Annotated in this window: 19 protein-coding genes; 14 read left to right on the plus strand and 5 right to left on the minus strand. The window is 48.2% G+C overall.

Translation table 11 applies throughout. From position 1 onward, the window contains the following. Nucleotides 1–65 precede the first annotated feature (65 nt). The gene (locus B9Y93_RS14745) at nt 66–2,084 is read left to right on the plus strand and encodes a polymorphic toxin-type HINT domain-containing protein (protein WP_085495402.1); all 2,019 of its coding nucleotides are present in this window, start codon (nt 66–68) and stop codon (nt 2,082–2,084) included. Between the two features lie 8 nt (nt 2,085–2,092). Beyond that, the gene (locus B9Y93_RS14750) at nt 2,093–2,578 is read left to right on the plus strand and encodes a hypothetical protein (RefSeq protein WP_085495404.1); all 486 of its coding nucleotides are present in this window, start codon (nt 2,093–2,095) and stop codon (nt 2,576–2,578) included. A gap of 190 nt (nt 2,579–2,768) precedes the next feature. Here B9Y93_RS14750 and B9Y93_RS14755 read toward each other — a convergent pair whose 3' ends face one another. Further along, complete coding sequence (locus B9Y93_RS14755) at nt 2,769–2,981, minus strand: helix-turn-helix domain-containing protein (RefSeq protein WP_085495406.1); 213 nt, start codon at nt 2,979–2,981, stop codon at nt 2,769–2,771. 231 nt (nt 2,982–3,212) lie between these two features. Here B9Y93_RS14755 and B9Y93_RS14760 point away from each other — a divergent pair, with 231 nt between their 5' ends. From B9Y93_RS14760 to B9Y93_RS14775, 4 genes are all read left to right on the plus strand, one after another. Next, a complete protein-coding gene (locus tag B9Y93_RS14760) occupies nt 3,213–3,539 on the plus strand; it encodes a hypothetical protein (RefSeq protein WP_139829177.1) in 327 nt (108 codons plus the stop codon). 373 nt (nt 3,540–3,912) lie between these two features. Beyond that, nucleotides 3,913–4,545 carry a 5' nucleotidase, NT5C type gene (locus B9Y93_RS14765; RefSeq protein ID WP_085495410.1) on the plus strand — a complete coding sequence of 211 codons (633 nt, stop codon included), beginning with the start codon at nt 3,913–3,915 and terminating at the stop codon, nt 4,543–4,545. Next, entirely contained in the window at nt 4,542–6,305 is a 1,764-nt protein-coding gene (locus tag B9Y93_RS14770) for a LamG-like jellyroll fold domain-containing protein (RefSeq protein ID WP_244903419.1), read from the plus strand. The genes B9Y93_RS14765 and B9Y93_RS14770 overlap by 4 nt, the downstream gene beginning before the upstream one ends. A gap of 42 nt (nt 6,306–6,347) precedes the next feature. Next, nucleotides 6,348–7,139: a DeoR/GlpR family DNA-binding transcription regulator gene (locus B9Y93_RS14775; RefSeq protein ID WP_085495411.1), complete on the plus strand. Its 792-nt coding sequence runs from the start codon at nt 6,348–6,350 to the stop codon at nt 7,137–7,139. A 266-nt stretch (nt 7,140–7,405) separates the two neighbouring features. Here B9Y93_RS14775 and B9Y93_RS14780 read toward each other — a convergent pair whose 3' ends face one another. Beyond that, complete coding sequence (locus B9Y93_RS14780; RefSeq protein ID WP_085495413.1) at nt 7,406–7,912, minus strand: DoxX family membrane protein; 507 nt, start codon at nt 7,910–7,912, stop codon at nt 7,406–7,408. A gap of 430 nt (nt 7,913–8,342) precedes the next feature. On the opposite strand from B9Y93_RS14780, the gene B9Y93_RS14785 reads away from it, so the two are divergent. The 7 genes from B9Y93_RS14785 (at nt 8,343) to B9Y93_RS14815 (ending at nt 16,063) form a co-directional block, all read left to right on the plus strand. Continuing rightward, nucleotides 8,343–9,068, plus strand: coding sequence for a glycerophosphodiester phosphodiesterase (locus B9Y93_RS14785; RefSeq protein ID WP_085495414.1), 726 nt, complete (start codon nt 8,343–8,345; stop codon nt 9,066–9,068). Between the two features lie 66 nt (nt 9,069–9,134). Then, nucleotides 9,135–10,076, plus strand: coding sequence for an ABC transporter permease (locus tag B9Y93_RS14790; protein WP_085496060.1), 942 nt, complete (start codon nt 9,135–9,137; stop codon nt 10,074–10,076). Between the two features lie 76 nt (nt 10,077–10,152). Continuing rightward, a complete protein-coding gene (locus B9Y93_RS14795) occupies nt 10,153–11,880 on the plus strand; it encodes an extracellular solute-binding protein (RefSeq protein ID WP_085495416.1) in 1,728 nt (575 codons plus the stop codon). A 78-nt stretch (nt 11,881–11,958) separates the two neighbouring features. Further along, the gene (locus tag B9Y93_RS14800) at nt 11,959–12,873 is read left to right on the plus strand and encodes a carbohydrate ABC transporter permease (protein WP_085496063.1); all 915 of its coding nucleotides are present in this window, start codon (nt 11,959–11,961) and stop codon (nt 12,871–12,873) included. 25 nt (nt 12,874–12,898) lie between these two features. Then, complete coding sequence (locus B9Y93_RS14805; protein WP_085495418.1) at nt 12,899–13,783, plus strand: CehA/McbA family metallohydrolase; 885 nt, start codon at nt 12,899–12,901, stop codon at nt 13,781–13,783. A gap of 14 nt (nt 13,784–13,797) precedes the next feature. Next, on the plus strand, nt 13,798–14,703 hold the full coding sequence (locus tag B9Y93_RS14810) for a metallophosphoesterase family protein (RefSeq protein ID WP_085495419.1): 906 nt from the start codon (nt 13,798–13,800) through the stop codon (nt 14,701–14,703). Next, complete coding sequence (locus B9Y93_RS14815; protein WP_085495421.1) at nt 14,693–16,063, plus strand: MATE family efflux transporter; 1,371 nt, start codon at nt 14,693–14,695, stop codon at nt 16,061–16,063. The genes B9Y93_RS14810 and B9Y93_RS14815 overlap by 11 nt, the downstream gene beginning before the upstream one ends. A gap of 319 nt (nt 16,064–16,382) precedes the next feature. Here B9Y93_RS14815 and B9Y93_RS14820 read toward each other — a convergent pair whose 3' ends face one another. Further along, entirely contained in the window at nt 16,383–17,846 is a 1,464-nt protein-coding gene (locus B9Y93_RS14820) for a catalase (RefSeq protein ID WP_085495423.1), read from the minus strand. Nucleotides 17,847–18,132: 286 nt separating this feature from the next. Here B9Y93_RS14820 and B9Y93_RS14825 point away from each other — a divergent pair, with 286 nt between their 5' ends. Further along, the gene (locus B9Y93_RS14825; protein WP_085495425.1) at nt 18,133–18,582 is read left to right on the plus strand and encodes a hypothetical protein; all 450 of its coding nucleotides are present in this window, start codon (nt 18,133–18,135) and stop codon (nt 18,580–18,582) included. Between the two features lie 227 nt (nt 18,583–18,809). Here B9Y93_RS14825 and B9Y93_RS14830 read toward each other — a convergent pair whose 3' ends face one another. Both B9Y93_RS14830 and B9Y93_RS14835 read right to left on the minus strand, forming a co-directional pair. Beyond that, entirely contained in the window at nt 18,810–19,388 is a 579-nt protein-coding gene (locus tag B9Y93_RS14830) for a TetR/AcrR family transcriptional regulator (RefSeq protein WP_170936652.1), read from the minus strand. Between the two features lie 291 nt (nt 19,389–19,679). Beyond that, nucleotides 19,680–21,668, minus strand: coding sequence for an alpha/beta fold hydrolase (locus tag B9Y93_RS14835; protein WP_085495429.1), 1,989 nt, complete (start codon nt 21,666–21,668; stop codon nt 19,680–19,682). Nucleotides 21,669–21,722 lie beyond the last annotated feature (54 nt).

Genomic DNA, 21,722 nt, shown 5'->3' on the forward strand with positions numbered 1-21,722 from the left:
CACCTGCATCTCGGAGATCGTCACCTACTGGTGCGATAACGGATGTTCGATATGACTTTGATTCCATGAATCGTATGGACAGCATTGATATTAGTAGCAACGCTGGTAATATGCAATCCAGAGCAACAACTGCGATTGATCGAGTGACGTTCCAATATCAGCAGAACAGTTTGTTAAAAGGATACACATTCGGAACAGGTCTACAGATGAGCATGGGGTATAACGGATATGATTTATCCCAAGTAAACATGAAGTACGCGGGTCAATCATTACAGGAATATCAATACCGTTATGACAACAATAAGAATCTGACTACTATTATAGAGCCAGAAGGAAACGCACAATTTACCTATGATGAGTTGAGCCGAATTCAAACGGAAGATTCAAACGATAAGACGGAGCGCTATCTCTATGATGAAAATGGTAACCGTGCACAAACGGGCACTTCAAAAATATTCGGAATGGTGGATGCTGCTTATACGTTTGATAGCCTAAATCAATTGACACAAGTAGCGGGAGAAGGAAAAACAGTTACTTATGCTTATAACGGCTATGGATTATTATATGAGCGTGTTGAAGGGGATATAAAGAATCGTTATTACTACGACGAATATGGGAGATTAATTGCCGAATCTGAAGGTACTTTAAAAGCTAGCCCCCAATTAACGTATGTCTATGTATATGATCTAGAAGGCCGTTTATTAGCTAGACAAGATAAGAAGAGCGGACAAATGCAATACTACCAGTTAAATGGACATCAAGATGTGGTAGGAATTACGGATAGTGCTGGAGAAGTACTCAATCGATATTCCTATGATATTTGGGGAGGCCCTGAGGTTGAGGAAGAAAAGGTGCCAAATGTTTTGCGGTATTCCGGGGAGTATTGGGACCATACGACAGGCTTACAATATTTGCGCGCAAGATGGTATGATCCGAGTCTCGGTCGATTTGTGAGTGAAGATGCGTATGAGGGGCAAATAAATAATCCGCTCACACAAAATCTTTACACGTATACTGCAAATAATCCACTCAAGTATACGGATCCAAGTGGCCATTGCTTTACAGATTGGTTAGGAAAGAAGTATTGTACGGCTGCTTGGGACTGGACGAAAAAAGAAGCAAAGAAAACTTGGAATGATTTAAAAACTATTCATTCGTCTTGGTATACTGCAGTTGATTACTGGTCATTAGGAAGCTTATCTCAAATCAGAGAATACTATGAAATTTCTCAAAAGAATCCTTATTCCTTCGAGCAGTTTTTAGCTGCCGGATTGATCATTGTAGATATTACACCACAAGGGAAAACCGCGAAGCTAACAAAAAAGGGATCAGGATTTATTAATAAGGCCGTAAAAGTAGGCTGCAACTGCTTTACAGCTGGAACAAAAGTACTAACAGAAGAAGGGGAGAAGAATATCGAAGACATTGAAGTCGGAGATATGGTTCTTGCCAAAGATGAGAACAACCCTAACGGAGAGTTGGCTTACAAAGAAGTAACGAACCTTTATCGCAATCAGCGTGATGATATAATTAAGTTGTATGTCGACGACCAGATCTTCGAGACAACGGACAATCATCCATTCTGGGTTGAAGGAAAGGGCTGGATTTTCGCTTATGAGCTTCAAGAAGGGGATAAACTTCAAAAGGCTTATGGAAGCAACCTCACGATTGATAAGGTTGAGTTTATTAAACTAGATGAGCTAGTTACGGTTTATAACTTTACAGTTGCTGACTATCACACGTATTATGTAACGGATATTGGGATTTGGGTGCATAATACGAACTGTATGTTCGGGGCGAAAGGAGTTCGAACTACCAGTAAAACAATTTGGAAAGAAAATGGTAGTAAGGCAAGGATAGATGTTGAAAACCCTAACCCCGGTCAACGGCCCGGACAGATTCATTATCAGGATGCAAATAATAAGAAGTATTTGTTTGACCCACAAAAAGGAGCCTTCGTTAATTCCAATGGTAGTCTTGCTCCGAAAAGCGTTAATAAAATGCTTAAAGATTCGAATTTCGTAAAGAAATTGAATGTGGGGCTTACACAATATCTTGGTGAAAGTCCTTACGTTCCAAAATGAGGTGAAAGATGAAAACTAATGCCAAAATGAAACAGTACATTGATACTGTAAAGACTAATAGTATGATGAATAATTTTACCATCGATTTTACTGCGTTAGAGAGTATTATCTTCCCAAGTTTTTTTGAATGGGATGATTGCGTTCTCTTAAGTCAGCTAAAAGGTAGTGAATTACCGACTCATTTTTCACCTAATCAATTTGTAACCGATAGAACTGCATTTGAAGCCGATTATAACCATATTCACTTAAATGATACTTTTGGTGAGGGTGTACATCCTGATTCAATCCTAAACATCGGAATAAAGATACTAGGAGTTTGGGAGGCGATTCTCTATAAACAATTCAACGGACGCAGGAAGTTTATGCTAATACTCTCTTATGACGGTGAAGATGTGATTCTACGCTTCTATACTGTTAGGGAAAATGAGGTGCCATGGCTTGACACATCTAAATTAGAATTGTATATGGATGGATTAATGCTTATCGAAACTTAAAGTGTGCAGTTTCTGATATGTATATGACCTTGGGGGCAATCCTCAAGGTCCTCTTTTTACCCCCACCCAGTTCCGACTGAATATGACTGCATGTTCACAATCACTTATTCCTTATCAACCTTTCTTTCAGTGGATTTTATTGGATGCACCTTCGAGCATTGGAGCCTTTCAAAAAAATGGCTGACAGAGTTCAAGAACGTTTTTTGGAGCTGGGTGGATACGGCGTTTTTTGATCCGTACGACCAAGCAAATAATCGATGCTCGTTTGATGGAAATCGGCTAATGCAATTAAGAGCGATGTCGGAATATCCAACTTCCCTCGTTCGTAATCGCTGTAGGTTCGCTGTTTGCAATTCAGATACTCGCATAGTTTCTCTTGTGATAAATCCTTATCTTCACGCATGTTTCGTATTCGTTCATAGACCACAGGGACTCACCTCAAAATGAGTATAATTCAGCGGATAATCCACTATTTATTTTCAGTGTGTTATACACTAGAATCTCTTGTGTGAGCCCTCTTTATATTGGAAAATCCTATTGGAATCTGGGTTTTAATAGAATCTGAGGACATCTGGTACTCGGTAGGGTTTGAAGGTTCTTCCTAAAAGACGATTTTCGGAACAGAACAAAGGAGATGATTGCAACGCATTCTATTAAAGTGGCAGTTCTGACTGTCCTTTATCTGAAACGGGAACGGTTGGGGCTGACCTATGAAGATACGCTTATCTTCGCGGACGAAATTGCTCGATATATTTCGAAACTCCAGCACATCGAAGCGGAGGTTATCCTGGAAGCCAGTACAACGCAGTGGAACAAGGGTGGACGCCGAGCGCTCGGACAATTGTCGGTGCAACAATTGCTAGACATTATGGAGGCCGCACAGCACGCGAGCGTAGACCAGCCTTTTGTGAATGAGCTATACAAGGAACTGTGGTACAAGCTAATGCAAGAACAGGGGTGAATTGCAGGTGAGTCTGTTAATAGCTATATGTGGCTCCTTGTTCGGCCAACCAATAACCGTCTGCAAAAGGGCAACGTAACGAGGTGATATTCATCCACAACAGCTGACTTTAGACCTCGAAGGTCCTATCCTTCAAGGTCTTTTTTTATGTCCCATTGTCAAGCCAAGTGTGATTGTTCATCTATGGGCTTCTTTATATTTAGCTGCTGCACTTCATATTACAATCTGTTATTTACAAATATTTAACAGGCGTTTTAAATGAAGCTAACAGATGCCCGTTATGATTGTGGTATCCGTTTTGGTTATGCGAGACTTCTTTGCTTTGTTGCTTGATTATGCTTGATGTAGCCTACTTTACTGGAGGAATGGAATCATGAAACGTATAGCCATCGATATGGATGAAGTGATTGCAGATACGCTGAATACACATGTGGAATGGTACAACCGAGACTATCAAGATGAACTGACATTAGCCGAGCTTCATGGAAGGTCGCTGCTTGATGCCCGCCCGAACGCCCGCGAAGCGATCGAGAGCTATTACGCAAGAGAAGACTTTTTCCGTCAGATTAAGGTGATGCCGCATAGCCAGCAGGTGCTGCAGGAGCTAAGCCAACATTATGCGATTTATATCACGACAGCCGCTATGGAAGTGCCCGCATCCTTCCGTGCGAAGTATGAGTGGCTGCTGGAGCATTTTGACTTTCTAGATGAAATGAACTTTGTGTTCTGTGGCGATAAAAGCATCATTCGCGCTGACTACATGGTAGACGATAATGTGAAGCAGCTACAGGCCTTTCAGGGAAAAGGTGTCCTGTTCACGGCTCCGCGCAATGTACATGAGACGCGTTACGTGCGAGTAGACAACTGGCTTGAAGCAAGAGATTGGTTCATGGCGGAGCTTGAGCGAGCAGATGAGCGTATGGAAAATGCGCGGGAAGAGGGTCAGTCAGCGAATCAAACGCCTTGTTCGACTGCATCCATTAGCGTGGAGGAAAGTGCGACATGAGGCCAGCTATGAGCCCTAAGAGGCAAGAGGCTGGAAGCCAGCACGATGTCGGTACGGTGCAAGCTGCTGCGCATTGGAGATTCTGCAGCGATCATGTGCTTGATGGTGCCCTAGAGGCTGGGGAAGGGAGAATTGCGGATCTGAGCGGCAATGGCAATCATCTGGAATGGGTGCAGGTTCTTGGTGGACGTGATGTTCACCAAGAAGCAGGAACATCGCCATGTCTGACTTGGGTGCATGATCAAGAGCATGGTGAAGTGCTCAATATGCTAAATGACGAGTCGGCCGCTGCTCGCGGATACTTTCGTACCCTTGCGTCTGCGCCAATTAATCAGCATACCTTTGAGCACGGATATACCATAGAAGCAATTGTGAAGCTGCCTGTCCCCTTTGACGAAGAGCAGCATAGCTGGATGGGTGTGCTGACAAGGCAGGGAGCAGGAGCAGAGCTTGGCCGTCAAGGCGAGCGGGAACTCCTTGCCACTTTGTCTGTCTCCAATTGCATGGAATATCAATGGGTGCATCACCCTTATGCAGCCATGAGCTCGGCGACCAGCTGGTCGAGATACTTAAAGGACGAGGAATGGCATCATGTCGTTATCGTCAACGATACCAACGAGACGTTATTGTATGTGAACGGCATTTGTGATTTCGCTTGTCTTCAGCAAGATCTTAAAGGCATTGCTGCTGTTCCGGGAAAAGGATGGAATATCGGCGCCTCCGAGTGGAAGGGGGAGCTTGATTCGCTGTTCTCCGGGAGGCTGTCCGAGATTCGCATCACGGATCGTGCGCTTTCAAGCACGCAATGGCTGACCAGCATGAAGCCGCTGCGGCGGCTAGAAGGGACCAATGAGGGGGAGGTGACTCGAAGATCCTCCGATCAGTATTACTTCGCCTTCATCCCTGATCCTCAGAAGCTGGTCTATCTGAACCCGCATATGTTCAATGCGCAGATCGAGTGGGTAAAGCAGAAGCATGAGGAATTGAATATTGCCATGACAGCCTTGCTAGGGGATGTGGTGGATCATAGTGATGCCAAAGACGAGTGGGAGCGAGCCTCACTTGCGATTGCCAAGCTGGATCAAGCCAATACTCCTTATGTCATGACAGCGGGCAATCATGATTATGATGAGGCGGATACGTATCTAGGCTATTTTGGCCCTGCTCGGTTTATAGACAAAGCCTATGTCCAAGGTCACTCTCCATCCTGCTACAGCTCATACAGCATCATGGAAGCGGGGAGCTATACCTATCTGTGGCTTATGGCTGACATGAAGCATCTGCACACCGATCTTGCTTGGCTAAGAGATGTGCTGAATCAGCACCGGGCGCTGCCTACTATCCTAATCTCGCATGATATTTTATATAAGCGAGAGCAGCCATCCTCCAAGTCCTTGGTGCAGTCAGAGCTTGGGTCGGTCATTTGGGAGGAGTTAATCGCACCGTACAAGCAAGTATTTATGACGGTAAATGGACATTACGACGGCTCAGGCTATCAGGTAAGAGCCAATCCAGACGGCCATGACGTCATTCAGCTTCTTGTCAATTATCAGGACAGCTACCGAGGAGGCAACGGCTGGCTCCGATTAGCGGAGATGGACGAGGAGCATCAATGCATTCGTTTTTGTACGTATTCGCCTTGGGTGGAACGTCTGGCTCTTACAGAAGAGCTTGAATATCCCGATTATCGGTTTTTGATCGGTGAGGACCATCGCTTTACCATTCCTATGAACTTTAAGGAACGCTTTAATCTGCTATAGCCTTATCAGCGTTCACTCTATGGGGAAATGAGGAGATATTGCGTGTCTCTATTATCTGAAGAACGCAAGCAGTATATACTGGAGCAGCTGGACAGCACCGGCAAGGTGCGTGTAGTGCTGCTTGCAGAGCAGCTTCAAGTATCGAATGAGACGATTCGACGTGATCTCGCTGTGCTGGAGGAGGAAGAACGGCTTCGACGGGTGTATGGCGGAGCGGTGAAGGTGCAATATGAAACAGGAGAACCGCCGTATCAGCAGCGGCAGGTTCTCCATCATGAAGCGAAGCAGAAGATTGGCCGATGTGCAGCCATGTTGATTCAAGATGGCAATACGGTCTACATGGACACAGGTACGACCATTCATGAGCTGGCTCGTGTCTTAAAGGGGCGCAAGCGCATTACGGTCATCACCAATTCCTTAACGGTGGCGAGCCTTCTGCGTGATTCCTTGGCTCAAGGGCTGTTCAGCGGCCGAATTATTATCCTCGGAGGCGAGATCTCTCCTGATCAGCAATCGGTAAGCGGGCATTTGTGCCTGGATATGCTCCGTCACTTCTATGTGGATAAAGCCTTTATTTCTGTCGGCGGTGTTTCTATTCTGACAGGCATCAGTGATTACGACATGAACGATACCGTGATCTCCAAAGCAGCAGCGGCGAATGCCAAGGAAGTCATCGTGCTGGCTGATTACAGCAAGATGGGCATCCAGGCCTTCTGTCACATTACGCCATTGGATCAGGTTGATGTCGTAGTATGTGATCAGCCGTATCCGCCTTCTTGGGGGCAGGAGCTTGAGCTTAAAGGAATAACGTGGATTGTGGCAGCGGACACCTAAGCTTGGGACATGGCCATGGCGTGTGCCTGTTTCATCTGATGAGCAGTAATGTGCAGGTGTGGTTCAACAAGAAAAAGGAAATAGCAGCCTGAATAATTTAAACGTTTTAACTAAAAGTGCGCAAAAATGGGTGTTGCGATGAAATCATGGGATTCAGCCCAATTGCAGGTGTTCTCATAAGCAAGGACTTAAGGATATGCTTACTTAAGCAGGGTCTTCGGTGATTCCGGGGGCCTTTTTCGTGTTGGCTAAAGGTGTTCGTGGTGTTAGGACGAGGAAGCAGCTTGTGCTGGTGATTGATTCTTGTGCTGTCTAAGCTTGGTGTGCAGGAAGTAGTCGATGCCGAATCGTCCGGCGTTGGTATAGGCAACGAGAATAAACATGGACAGGATGATCATGATGGGGTTGTTGCTGATTGAACCGCTTAATAGAAAAGACATATTCATGACGATTCCGAAAAAGGCAGCCGTACGAGTCAAGCCTCCAACGAGGAGGCCAACGCCGACCAGGATCTCTCCCCATTGCACCATCATGCTGAAAAGGCTTGCATTCGGAATGGCGACATGTTCTATAAACGAAGCCCACCATCCTTGCACGATCGGCCGTTCGCCAGATGCTTTCTCCACAGCTCCCTTCAGGAATCCGCTCGCGTTGAAGCTGCCTCCAGACAGTTTGTTAAGTCCAGCCGAGATCCAGGTATACCCTAGATACAGCCGAATGAGAAGCAGCACAGCTGAAGCCCATACATTCCTTCTTAAAAATTCAATCATTATTATTCCTCCTTCATTCTATTAAATGGGGTCTTGCAATCATTCAGGCTTCATCAACACTTTAAATAACAAAAGCACGAATTTCAAGGCTCATGAGAGCTATTTTTTCACAAATTAGACGAAATTGATGTTCGGCAGCTTGGTTACGATCCCAGCAGGCTGAACTTTGGAAACGAATTAAAATCGGACAACCCACAGTCATTAAATCCCACAACAAACCACATCTATCTCTTAGGCATAAGGCCTTCCGAACAATTGAAATGCCCGTTTTCCATAATAAAACAGAATAAACACAGAAAACCTCACTTAAAAAAACATTAATATTCCGTTGATCTCACGAAAACATTCTGAATTTAAAGTATAGATATCACAACATCAGGCAACAAACAAACGGAATCAATCATAACGGAATGAATCATCGAGGTGAGATGTCTTGAAAGATAACGCACGACCATTGATTACTGCTCATACTGGTTCAGGGCAGGCGCCAGCGAATACGTGGAGCTCCTTCTTGGAAGCATGTGATGCTCGGGCCGATGTGGCAGAGGTGGATATTCGAGTGACGAAGAAGCAGGAGCCGATTCTGATGCACGACCATTCCCCCTTGCTGGAGCAGTATGGTGTGGATGAATTGAATCAGCTGCCGCTGCGCGCACAGCTTGGCGATATCTATGTGGAGCATGAGCTGGTGAAGCTGGAGGAGCTCCTGCAAGAAGCAATTAGACGGCAGATCAAGCTTAATCTGGACATTAAAAATGGGGAAGCCGTGAACCCCACCTTGAAGCTCGTGAAAGCTGCCCGTGCAGAGCACCTAATCTATGTGACAGGGTGCACGGAAGGGATTGAAGTCGAGGCGTCAGGCATGGCTCTGCTGCTTAATGCGCCAATGTCCATGATCATCAAGGACGGCACACGGCATGACCAGATTGACGGCTTCTGTCAGCAGGCACAGCAAGAAGGATATGCGGGCGTGAATCTTCACGAGGCTATGGTAACCCCAGCATTTGTCGATATCGCTCATGCACATAATCTCTTCGTATCGGTCTATACGGTCAACGAGCCTCAGCGCATGAAGGAGCTGATCGAGATGAAGGTAGACAGCATTACAACAATGAAGCCTGAGCTGCTTCACCGAATGAAAGGCGGACAAGCACGATGATGGATTATGAATGTAAAGGACAGGAGGGAGATTGAGATGGCAAGGGATACGACTGTCATAACGGGTATGGCGGCAGGCGGCTCTGCAACAACACGTCAACGATCGCAGCTGTGGAAACGCATTTGCTCTCATTATCAGCTCTATCTGATGCTTCTGCCTTGTGTGATCTTCTTTATTATCTTCTCGTACATTCCAATGGGAGGTCTTGTTCTGGCCTTTAAGGAGTACCAGTTCAACAAAGGGATCTTTGGCAGTCCGTGGATTGGACTCACGTACTTTGAGATGTTCTTTCAAGATCCTCAAAGCTGGCGTCTCATACGCAACACGCTGGTGATCAGCGGCATGAAGGTCTTTCTAGCCATGCCGTTTCCGATTCTTCTCGCTTTAATGTTCAATGAGGTGAAGAATTCGCGGCTGCGCAATCTGTTTCAAGGCATTGCTTATTTGCCGCACTTCTTCTCTTGGGTCATCGTGGTCGGCATCATGCAGCGAATCCTTGCGCCGGATACCGGACTTGTCAATCAAGTGATCTCATGGCTCGGAGGTGATGGCAGCACCTTCTTCATGATGGAGGAGGGCGCCTTCCATCCGATGATGTTCTGGAGCTATGTATGGAAGGACGTCGGCTGGAGCTCCATTATCTACTATGCCGCCATTGTGGGGATTAATCCTGCCTTGTACGAGGCAGCCAAGATTGATGGAGCGAACAAATGGCGCCAGATCTGGCATATTACCCTGCCAGGCATTCGCTCAACCATTATCGTGCTGTTCATCTTGTCGCTTGGCAGTATCTTGTCTGCCGGCTTTGACCAGATCTATCTGCTGAAGACGCCAGGCAACATGAATGTATCTGAAATTCTCGATACCTACATCATCTATATGGGGCTTGAAAGCGGGCAGTTTGGCTTTGGTACGGCCATCGGAATGATGCAGGGCATCGTAGGCTTGATTCTAGTGCTCACGGTAAACAAAGTCGCAAAGAAATGGTTCCAGTCCTCTCTTTGGTAGGACGTATTGGGGAAGCAAATGCTTCTTGCGATACGAGAAATACACATATAAGAATCATTCAAAAGGAGAGAAAAACATGTCTCACAATCGAATGCATATTTGGTCCAAGCTGCTTGCACTGACACTTGTTGTCTCTATGCTGTTAACCGCTTGTGGAACTTCCAGTCCATCAAGCACGGACAGTGCCAAGGGGACAAGCACAAGCGAAACGCCTTCTGATAAGCCATCCACATGGATTGCTGACCGCAAGCTCAAAGGGCTTGTGTTTATGGGCAGCGATGTTACAGAAGGAATGAACCCAGAGATCGCAGCGAAGCTCAAGGAAATGACGGGTATTGAGCTGGAACTCCAAGCCGTCGGGCATGACGGCTCTCAGAAGGCGCTGGCTGCGGGACTTGCTGCAGGGGACCTGCCGGACTTTATCGCGTACTATCTTAATCACAGCGGCCGTCCTGAGATGGAGATGATCAACAAGGCATCTCGTGAAGAGATGTTTCATGATCTCGCTCCACTCTTGAAGGATACAACGGTGTATAAGAAGTACACCGAAGAAGGCTACTTGCCGCTTGATACAGAGTATGGTGTCATGTTCCGTCCAGAGTTTGGCGGCTCGGCATATGCCATTCACTTAAATATTCCGCGTGAGGGCGGCTATGAATCTCGCAAATATGTTTCTGGCCCTTACATTCGCAAAGATATCGCTGACGCGCTTCAGGTGGATCCGCGCACGATTACGACGTCCGAGCAGCTGTACGAGTTAGCCAAGAAGATTAAGGATGGTCAATTCAAGGATAAAAACGGCAAGGATGTGTATCCGATTGGACCGACAGTATGGGGCGGAATCGATCGCAGCGGCCTGTACAATGATCTCGTGTGGACTGGCTTCAATGGTGAAGGATTCGGCCGTGACAAGAATGGTGCGATTCTGCACGAAAGCCAGACGGAATACGGCTTGAAGCGTGTGGAGTTCGTTCAGAAGCTGCTGAAAGAGAAGCTCATGCATCCTGAATATTACTCTATGGAGGAAAACCGTGCCAAAGAGGGCGTGCTGAACGATTCCTTCGCCATTATCGGTGATATGCACAACTACAATATCGAAAACAAGGACAACCGCTACATTCCAATCGGTCCTTTGGATACTGTTGATGGCCCATATCGTATGACTTCGACCTTCAAAGGCGGTTATGGTGCTTGGTCTATTCCGCAGACAACTGAGCACCCAGAGGATATCGTGAAGCTTGCTGACTTCCTTGCGAGCCGTGAAGGCAAGCTTTTGTGGAAATATGGCTTGGAAGGCCGCGATTATGACCTTGATGCCAATGGCAACCCTGTACCCAAGAAAGAAGTGCTGGATCTGATTGAACAAGACCCTGTGAAAGCGAAGGAGCTTGGTTTTGCTGGTGTAGGCAACGACTGGGGCTGGTACCTGGGCGGAACGGATCTTGATGATCTGAAGGACTTCGGCGAAGCAAGCTACGGCGAATCGGTAAACAAGGACATTAATAAAGGTCCGCTGGAGATTGCAGCGTACTGGAACTATGACGAGAAAAAGAAAAATATTGACCTGCGCGACGGCTATGCTGCGCTTGCCTTCATTGGGGAATTCCCGAAAGGCTCGATGCTGACCATGGCGCTTGATAAGTACAAGGAAAGCTTGGTTCGCGCTTACTATGCGAAGGATATGACTGAAGCGAAGTCCATTCTGGATGCAGCTGCAGGCCAGCTCAAGAGTGCGGGGATGGAAGAGTACATTAAGCTGCTGGAGCAAAAAGATCAGGATTCGAAGACAAAGCTGATGTTCTAATGAATAGGAGTTCGTACATGAGAGAGCCTTCCCTCCTGCTTGGGAGGGCTCTCTATGAATCGAGAGGAGAAGCGTAGGATGAAAAAAACGACAGTCTCATTAGGTACGGCCTTTGGAAGCTTGATGACCGTACTGAACTATACCGTGCTTATCCTGCTGTGCTTGTCCATTATATTGCCGACATTAAATGTCCTGGCATTATCGCTGAATGTAGGGACAGATGCAGCCAAGGGCGGCATTTACTTCTGGCCGCGTGATTTCACACTGGATAATTTCAAGGAAGTGTTTCGACAGTCCAATATCGTCAATGGCTTCCTTATTTCTGTGTTCCGTACGGTACTGGGGACGTTTCTAAGCGTATTTTTAACGGCGATGGCTGCATACGCCTTGAAGACCAGAACGATGCCCGGACAGAAGCAGCTGACCTTCTTTATTTTCTTTACGATGTTATTTAGCGGCGGCCTGATTCCTTATTATATTGTGCTGAAGGAGCTTCATCTGACAAACAGCATCTGGGTATATGTGCTGCCTGCGCTGTACAGCGTGTGGAACATGATGATCATGAAATCCTTCTTCGAGCAGACGCCAGAAGGGCTTGAGGAAGCGGCGCGCATTGATGGCTGCAGCGACTTCGGCATTTTCTTTCGCATTATACTGCCAACAAGCAAGCCCGTAATCGCAGCAATCTCCTTATTCAATGCGGTGGGCCATTGGAACGACTGGTTCACAGGCTCCTTCTATGTAAGGGACCCGAATATGAAGCCGCTGTCTACGGTTCTTCAGGAGATGCTGACGAAGCAGCAGGCGCTAACCGATACGCTGATGAGCGCTACTGGCTCGATGCAGATGCAGATGCTCGATAAGATTCAGGTGACGGGAACCTCGCTTAAGATGGCGACGATTATGATCGTCATTACACCGATCGTCTTGGTATACCCGTTCTTGCAGAAGTACTTCGCCAAAGGGGTCATGATCGGCTCGATGAAAGAATAATAGGCTTTTAACAGGAGGACCTAAGATGAACATTCATAATCCCTACGCCAAGGAAGGCGTGTGGCTTCGTGGAAGCCTGCATAATCATACGACCAATAGCGATGGGCATCATCCGCTGAGCACGGTGTATCGCATGTATCATGACTATGATTTCTTCGCGATATCCGATCACGACCAGATCACGGAGCATACGGACGAGAGCACGATTCCAACCCTATACGAGGCGATTGAAGTTAGCAGCCCTAAGGCGCACATGCTTCTCGTGCAGCCTCCTAAGGCCATAATGGAAGGATACACGAATGAATTTACGATCGATAATTACGGGCAGTTGTCGGCTATGTGCTTGGAGGGTGGCGGGATATCCGTGCTTGTGCATCCTAACCGCTACTACTCGCAGTATTGGAAGCTTGCAGACATGCTCGCGATGAACGCCTACACAGGCATTGAGGTTATCAATGGAGACGGCAATCCGGAGTACGACATTGCCTTTGATAAATGGGATGCTGTGTTGTCCTCTGGCAGGAAGGTGTGGGGATTTGGCAATGATGACTTTCATGCCTATGGTCAAGAGAGAAGAGCCTGGAATGTGGCGCTTGCGGCCACGAACAGTCATGAGGCAGTGCTTGAGGCGCTTCGAAGCGGTAGTTTCTATGTCTCTACAGGCTATGGATTTGATTCGATTGAGGTAGAGGGAAGCACCATTGTAGCGAAGCTTGGCAGCAGCGATCAGTTGGATGGCATGTACAAGTACGCGACAGTGATCGGCAAGTACGGCAAGGTGCTGCATGAGGTAACTGGACGTTTTACCGAGCTTCGCTATACCTGTACCGGGGATGAAGGCTATGTTCGGATTGCCGTGTATCTAGAGGGCGGATCTGGCGCTTTTTCGCAGCCGCTGTTTATGGAATAGGAGTGACGAGAGAGATGAGAGAATCATTGCGATATCGAGCAAACGGCAGCTTTACAATCGTGCAGTTCACCGATCTGCATGTAGGCGGAGGTGTAGAGGAGAAGGATGAACGCACGCTTGCGCTGACGAAGCGGGTGATCGAATTAGAAGAGCCGGATCTTGTGGTCTATTCCGGCGACATGCTGTATGGCTCAGAGGTGAAGGAGCCGATCGGCACCTTGCAGCGGATCGTCTCGATTCCAGAAGCGCTGAACATTCCATTTGCCATCATATTTGGCAATCATGATGCGGAAAGCATTGCCTCGCGCGATGAGCTGTTCAACTGCTTGAGCGACTGCCGCATGCTGGTCTCCAAGGCAGGCCCTGAGCCGATTCATGGAGTGGGCAATGATGTTCTCCCGGTTCTTGATTCTAAAGGAGAAGAGCCTGCATCGTTATTGTATTTGTTTGATTCCGGGGAGCTGGCTCCGCCTGAGATCGGAGGCTATGAGTGGATACACCACGATCAAATTGAATGGTACCGCAAGCAATCAGCCGCTTATCAAATGAAGGCGGGATATGCACTGCCAAGCCTTGCATTCTTCCATATTCCAATACCGGAATATCGAGATGCCTGGGAGCGGGGGCAAGCCAAGGGCACCAAGAATGAGCTTGTATGCTGCCCAGAACTGAACAGCGGCCTGTTCACCGCCATGTTGGAATGCAAAGATGTGATGGGAACCTTTGCCGGGCATGACCATGACAATGATTATGTGGCCCGCTGGCATGGGATAAGGCTGGCGTATGGCCGCGTATCAGGCTATGGCGGCTATGGCAATCTGAAGCGAGGCGCCCGTGTGATTCGCATGCAAGAAGGCGAGAGAGCCTTTTCGACCTGGATTCGCCTTGCTGATGGGAGCGTTATGTCCGATGAGCAATAAAGCAGGCGCTCGCTTCGGCATTCTGACTTTGTCGTGGCCGATCTTCTTGGAGTCGCTATTTGGGATGCTGCTTGGCACAGCGGACACGCTCATGCTCAGCCGCGTCTCTGACGGGGCGGTTGCAGCCGTTGGCGTGGCCAACCAGATCTTGACTGTAGTCGGATTGATGTTCGGCTTTGTTACGGTGGGGATGGGCGTAGTCTTGAATCAATGGCTTGGAGCAGGACAACTCAAGGATGTAGATCGCATAAGCCGTACGGCGCTCACACTGAATCTCTTGATTGGCATTCTATTCAGTGTGGGCTTGTTTGTATTTGCGGATAAGGCGCTGCTCTTGTTCAAGCTGCCTAGCGAGTTGTTGGCAGAGGGAAGCATTTACTTGTCTATCGTCGGAAGCGCTGTGTTTATGATTGCCATCAATATGGCGCTAGGCACGATGCTGCGCTGCAGAGGGATGGTAAAGGAAATGATGCTGATATCGTTTGAAGTCAATGTCATTCATGTCATCGGAAACTACATGGTGCTGATGGAGCCGTTCGGCTTGCCGATGCTCGGCGTGGAAGGGGTTGCGATCTCGACTTGGGTCAGCAGAGGGATAGCGGTTGCTGCTTATCTGGCGATATGCAAGCGAAGATTGGAGCAGCCTGTTCGGCTCGTGAATCCGCTGCGGATGAAAAAGAAGGATCTTCGCTTGATCTTCAAGCTCGGCATTCCTTCAGCAGGCGAGCATGTCTCGTATAATCTGTCACAGGTGGTCATCACTTATCTGGTTACCATGCTGGGCGCAGCTGCACTGACGACGAAGATCTACACGCAAAACGTTACGGCGTTTGTGTTTATCTTCTCGATGGCAATCGGCCAAGGGACGCAGATTATTGTCGGTCATTTGATTGGACAAGAGAGCAAAGGAGAGGCTCATCGATCGGGTGTGCAGTATTTGAAGCTTGCCGTGCTCGTATCCTTGGGGATCAGCCTGCTGCTTTGTCTGCTGGCCGACCCGCTCTTAGGCCTGTTTACAAGCGATCCGGAAATTATTCGGCTGGGCAAGCTGCTTATGCTGCTGTCTGTGCTTCTGGAGCCGGCGCGCGCGAGCAATATGGTGCTGATAAGCTGCCTTAATGCTGCTGGGGATGTGAAGTTCCCTGTGATTACAGGTCTCGTATCGATGTGGGGCATTAGCGTGCCGCTCGCTTATGTGCTTGGAATTGTGTGCGGCATGGGGCTTACGGGCATCTGGATCGCCTTTGCCGTAGATGAGTGGGTTCGTTCTCTCATCATGCTGCGGCGCTGGCAGCAGAGATCCTGGATGAGGCTGAATTTGTTCACAGAGCCTCATGCTCAGTCGAGAGAGGCAGGCTAGTGCCAGTTGACATCTTGAGGACGAGCGGAAGCGAGTTGATTAACAGGGGATATGTTATATACCCTTACACCTTTGGCCGCTCATGCAGCTGTGAAAGCAGCTTTGGAGCGGTCCTTTTTTATGGCTTGTAATGGACAGCATCAGGAAAACAATAAGCAAAGCCCTTGTTGCTGTAAAAAGGAACAAGGGCTGCTTATCTGATGATTGCGGGAACGGTCTACCCTATTAAATGGAAGATTCATGGAGCCGAATTACACACCTATCAGGGGAGTGTTGATTAGGGTGTGATTCGCTGCTATCATCACGAGCGCTTAGCAGCTTAGGATTGCTGCTGCAGATAGCTGCTGATGTCAACGCCAAGACCTGCTGCCAACCGGCGGCCGAGCTCGACATCGGCCCGGAAGAAGTTGCAGATTGCCCGAAGCTGTACCTCACTGCGTGTGGCTGACAAGTCTTGGGTCAAGTTCAGGACCAACCGATCCTGCTCGCCTGATGATAAGCCTCTATAACGATCTCCAGCTTGACTGAAGTCATCCGTCTTCTCAATCTTGCGTCTCATCGCAGCGCCTATGAGCGGGGATTCACTCTCCGCGTACTGGGGAGCTTCCTTCTTGTCAGCTTCCCGACTGTTCGGCTCATAGTTCACGGGAGAGTAATCCTGACTAACATTCATGAAGCCATCTCGTTGATGATTGTGAACCTTGGCGAATGGGCAGTTCACCGGAATTTGCAAATAGTTGGGACCTAAGCGATGACGCTGCGTATCCGGATAGGAGAACAAGCGTCCTTGCAGCAGCTTATCCTCTGATGGCTCAATGCCTGGCACAAGCGCGCTTGGCGAGAAGGCAGACTGCTCAACCTCAGCAAAGTAGTTGCCCGGATTCTGATTGAGCGTCATGCGCCCTACTTTCACAAGCGGGAATTGTTCTTCAGGCCATACCTTCGTTGCATCAAGCGGATCGAAGGATAAGGCATCGCCGTCCACGTCCATAAACTGCACGCAGAGCTCCCATTCCGGGAAGCTGCCTGCTTCTATTGCCTCATGCAAATCACGGGTTGCATGGTTGAAGTCTTTTGCCTGAATGGCTTCTGCTTCTTCGGCTGTCAGATTGCGAACACCCTGGAGCGACTTCCATGTGTATTTGACGTAGGTGACCTTTCCTTCCTGATTCACCCACTTGAAGGCATGCACGCTAAAGCCGTCTGTCTCACGGTAATTAGCTGGAATGCCATGATCAGAGAACAGCCATGTCAGCATATGCGTGGACTCTGGGGACAACGACATAAAGTCCCAATAATGATCAGGCGTCTGGATGTTTGTTCTTGGCGCAGGTTTTAGCGCATGCACCATATCCGGAAACTTCACCGCATCCCGAATGAAGAACACAGGCAGGTTGTTGCCGACAATGTCGTAATTGCCTTCCTCTGTGTAGAACTTCACTGCAAAGCCGCGCGGGTCGCGCAAGGTCTCAGGAGATGTGCTGCCGTGAATAACAGTAGAGAAACGAACGAAGACTTTCGTTTCTTTGTTCGGATCTTGTAAGAAGGCAGCCTTCGTATAAGGGGCCATGCTTTGATAAGGCTTGAACACGCCGAATGCACCTGCTCCACGAGCGTGCACGACACGCTCAGGGATTCGCTCACGATCGAAATGGGCGAGCTTCTCTATCAGATGAACATCCTCAAGAAGTACAGGTCCTCGTTGTCCAGCGGTCTTGGAAGATTGATTGTCGGCTACTGGCGCACCTTGATTCGTCGTAAGATGATTGTGATTCGTCGTCATAAACAGCCTCCTAATTTATAATTATTATTTTATAATATTGATAATAATTATTATTTGTCTGCTCATACGATAACACGATAACGATTACTAATCAATAATTATTTTAATCTAGTTTGTCATATTCCTGATAATGATAGCGTCCATAAATGTAGAACATGGATATGGCAGCATTACCCTTACCCTGTAGAAGATATTCTAAAACGAAAAGAAAGAACGCTGATTCTGGAAATGAAGGGAAAGAGAATGGAGGGAGTGTCGTATACTAATAACGAAGGGAGGCTGTGCGATGAGTTTTTTTGACAAGATGAAATCAGGACTTCACCAAGTAAAAGGCAAAGCTCAGCACACGGTAGAAATTACGAAGCTGTATACGCAGATTCAGGTGAAAAAGAAGGATTTGCAGCAGCACTTTGCAAAGCTTGGGGAGACAGTATACCAAAGTTCTGGCATGGGCAAGCAAAAGGCGGAGTCTGTAGATGATCATCAGGATCAGATGGTGAAACTGTGCCGTGAAATTGCCCACATGGAAGAAGAGATTGAGGAGCTTGAGCAGGAAATGCATCGATTGAAGGGAGATAAGCAGTGCCGGTGTGGATCTTATGTCCCGCAAGAGGCGCTTTTTTGCAGCCGCTGCGGGCACAAATTTGCAGCAGCGTACGGTCAAGGGGACGCCATTATCATTGATCCCATCAGGGATCGACCGAATGATGACAGGCAGGGTCCGGGGCCTACCTAATAATGGCCTTCATTACGCAAGTGAAGGATTAAAGCAGTCTGAGGAGCAAAAAGCTAAAAATCAAAAAGCTAAAAGCATAGAGCATAAAGCAATGGAGTGTTATGGCTCTGAAGCAGGGAGATAAACGGAGAAGAATAGTGAGGATCAGCGCAAGAGCCCTTGCATGAAGGGGAGAGGGCTCCTGCTGATATTTAAAGAGGAATGTAAGCGCTTAATCCCAACTACTTTTATATACAGAAAAAAGAAGCGCTTTTACTTTGGCACACCAACCAATCCAATGAGTAAAATAAACGATCAAAATAAGAGGGGTCCTGATGAATTTTGCTCATAAACAATCCGCCTTCACACATGGTAATGATCAGTGCAGCCGTCTCGGGAATGGGCATCTTTGCAGGCAGTTCCTGCTTGCGAATGCCCTCTAGCAGAAGCAATTCAAGGGTGGATTGCATTCGAGTAAAGAAGTTTTTGATCAACTCTAGGATGGTATTGTTATTCGGAGGAGACTGAGCGTAAAGTGTTACAAATGGGCAGCCTACTTGACAGTCATATTGGCAGGGCGTATGGATGATGGTGCGAAGCACAAATTCGATTCTCGCCATGACCGGTACGTGATGCCATGCCAATACGGTGGAGCACTTCTTCTCGTATTGGTCAATCATTTGCTTCATCACATGAAGCAGAATATCCTCCTTGCTCTTAAAATGATAGTAAATGTTTGTCTTTGACACTTTGCTCACGGCGACAATATCATCGATGCTCGTGTTATGGTAGCCTGACGATAAGAACAAATCGGTAGCTGTATCCAACACCACGTCTCGATTGGATAATCTGTTGTTTCTCATATAATGAATGTACGCACTATGTCATAAACTGTCAATCGGTTCTTGGGACTATCTTCCGTGTGGGTTGGTGCATTCAAGGGCTTAAGAACGAGGTGAATATACCGATGTTCGGCTGCTAACGAGGCAGTGTGCGAAGGAGGATCAGGCCGCGAAAAAAGAAGCTGCACAGGGATAAAAGGCTCTGCTGCACAGCTTCTTCCTAAATATCGAGAGGTTCTTCATCCGAGTGGTTTTATCTTGATTCAGACGGCAATCTTAGCAATATAGCGTAAACCGCGCCTTGATCCATTCAGCCGTCTCCTCAGGATGGGATACAGGCAAGAGATGGCCATAAGGCATGCGGGATATATGGTGAGGAAGAATATCCTCGGGCAGCTTGAACATCATATCCTGAAATCCCCACAAGACAGATATGCGGTTGCTGTAATCATAATTTTGCTTGCAGGCCTTCTTCTTTTTGAAGGTTGAAGGCGTTGACAGCATCGCCATGCTCTTGGCCGAAGCTCTTCGTATCCGAGGAGAACGCAGCTCCCGCACAATAAAGGTGGTGAGATGATGAGGGACTTCATCTACACTATTGTAGCAATATTGATTCACAAGCATTCGTGCAAGCTGATTGGGCGAATACGTTCGAAGCGCCATCTCATTGAAGAATTCCAGTCCCAGCAATCGATCTTGAACCTGCAGCACAGGATGGATTAGCAGCAGATGATGAATGAGCTCCGGATACTGCTCCATGATGCGATAAGCGACAGTTCCGCCGAAGGAATGACCCGCTAGTACAACAGGGCGCGGCGAATCCTTGACCGCTTGCATGACCTCGATAATGGTTCCATCAATGTAGGACGGATGACGATGAACAGGCGATCGACCGAAGCCTGGGAGGTCAATGAACCACATCGGTATGCCAAGCAGGTGGGAAGCGAGCGGAAGAAATAAATCTCCGCTGCTGATTGCACCGTGCAAGAAGACGAGAATCGGCATATCCTTGCTGCCATCAATCTCCCACGTCGCCAGATTGCCTCGACGGCCTCTCGTAATGGGCATGTCCTGCCGTTTATACCCGCTGGTTATGATCGATGGCTTGGAGGTTGTAGGCTGAATCAACAAAGGCTGCATGCCAATTGGTCTGCTTAAGCTGCCTACCTCAGGCGGTGATATCGGATTCAAGCTGCTCGTCTCGTTATGGACAACCCGGTAATCGAGATCCGCGATTACAGCGGACAGGATTGGCGTGGTATCGAGGTCCGGCAAGCTATGCTCAGCCTGCAGGCGCAGGGTGGATGTGATATCCACATCCCTGTCAATATAGAGCTGTTCCGCTTCGCATGGAACAGCGGCAAGCCGGTCAAGCGGCGTCCGATGGAGCCGCTTGACCCACGACTTCGGCACGGGAATAACACGTGCCGACGAGTACAGCTCGCGCGCAATGCGCTTCGCGAGCTGAGGCCCCCGCTGCTTGACGCGATCACTGTCAAGCAGCGGGTAAGTGTCGGAGCGCGGCGCCTGAAGCATGGCGAGCGCCCCGATATAGGCTGCCGCGGTATCTACCGCAACGAGCGGCAGCCAGCCATCGCCGGAGCCTGGGATGACACGCAGCAGGCTCCGGCGAACCGCGTCCACGAACAGCCCGAAGCCGTTCAGCTGTTCGGTGGACCCTGTCCCGGTGTCGCCAATTAAGACACCGGGCTGCACGACGGACAACGGGAGCTGAAGGGCTCGGCATGCGAGTCTCATCTCCCGTTCGGCGAGTAATTTGGCGTGATCATAAGGCAGCTTGGCCTGCAGCGCAAGCGTTTGATCCCACGGTTCCATTTCCGTATAAGGTGATTGGTATCCTGAGATATGGATCATATGTTTAAGAGAGCCCTGCTGCTTTATCTCCTTCGTGACGGCTAGCAGATAACGAGTGCCTTCAACAAAGAGGCGATTGGCTTCTTGCTCATTGAAGGCCAGATTCATGGAGCCGCCAGCATGGATGATGACATCTGCGGCAAGGAGTTGGGTGCGATCCTCTTCACTAAGCCCGAGGTGAGGCTTTGTAAGGTCACCAAGGAGGCCGTGTATGCGTTCTTGACAGAGCTCCTGCAGCTCAGGGTTGTATTCACTAATGCGCAATCGCGTATGCTGAAGGCGGGAAGCGGATCTTGTCAATGCGAGGATGCGGACAGGCTGGGCAAGTAAGCGCTTCATGATTGCAGTGCCAAGAACTCCTGTGCCTCCTGTAATGAACACCGTTTGCATACAGATACTCCTTTTTGATTTATATTAGTTAGGGAATAATAGTAGGGATTGATC

It is taken from the genome of Paenibacillus aquistagni (assembly GCF_900177815.1).
Classification (GTDB): domain Bacteria; phylum Bacillota; class Bacilli; order Paenibacillales; family Paenibacillaceae; genus Paenibacillus_B; species Paenibacillus_B aquistagni.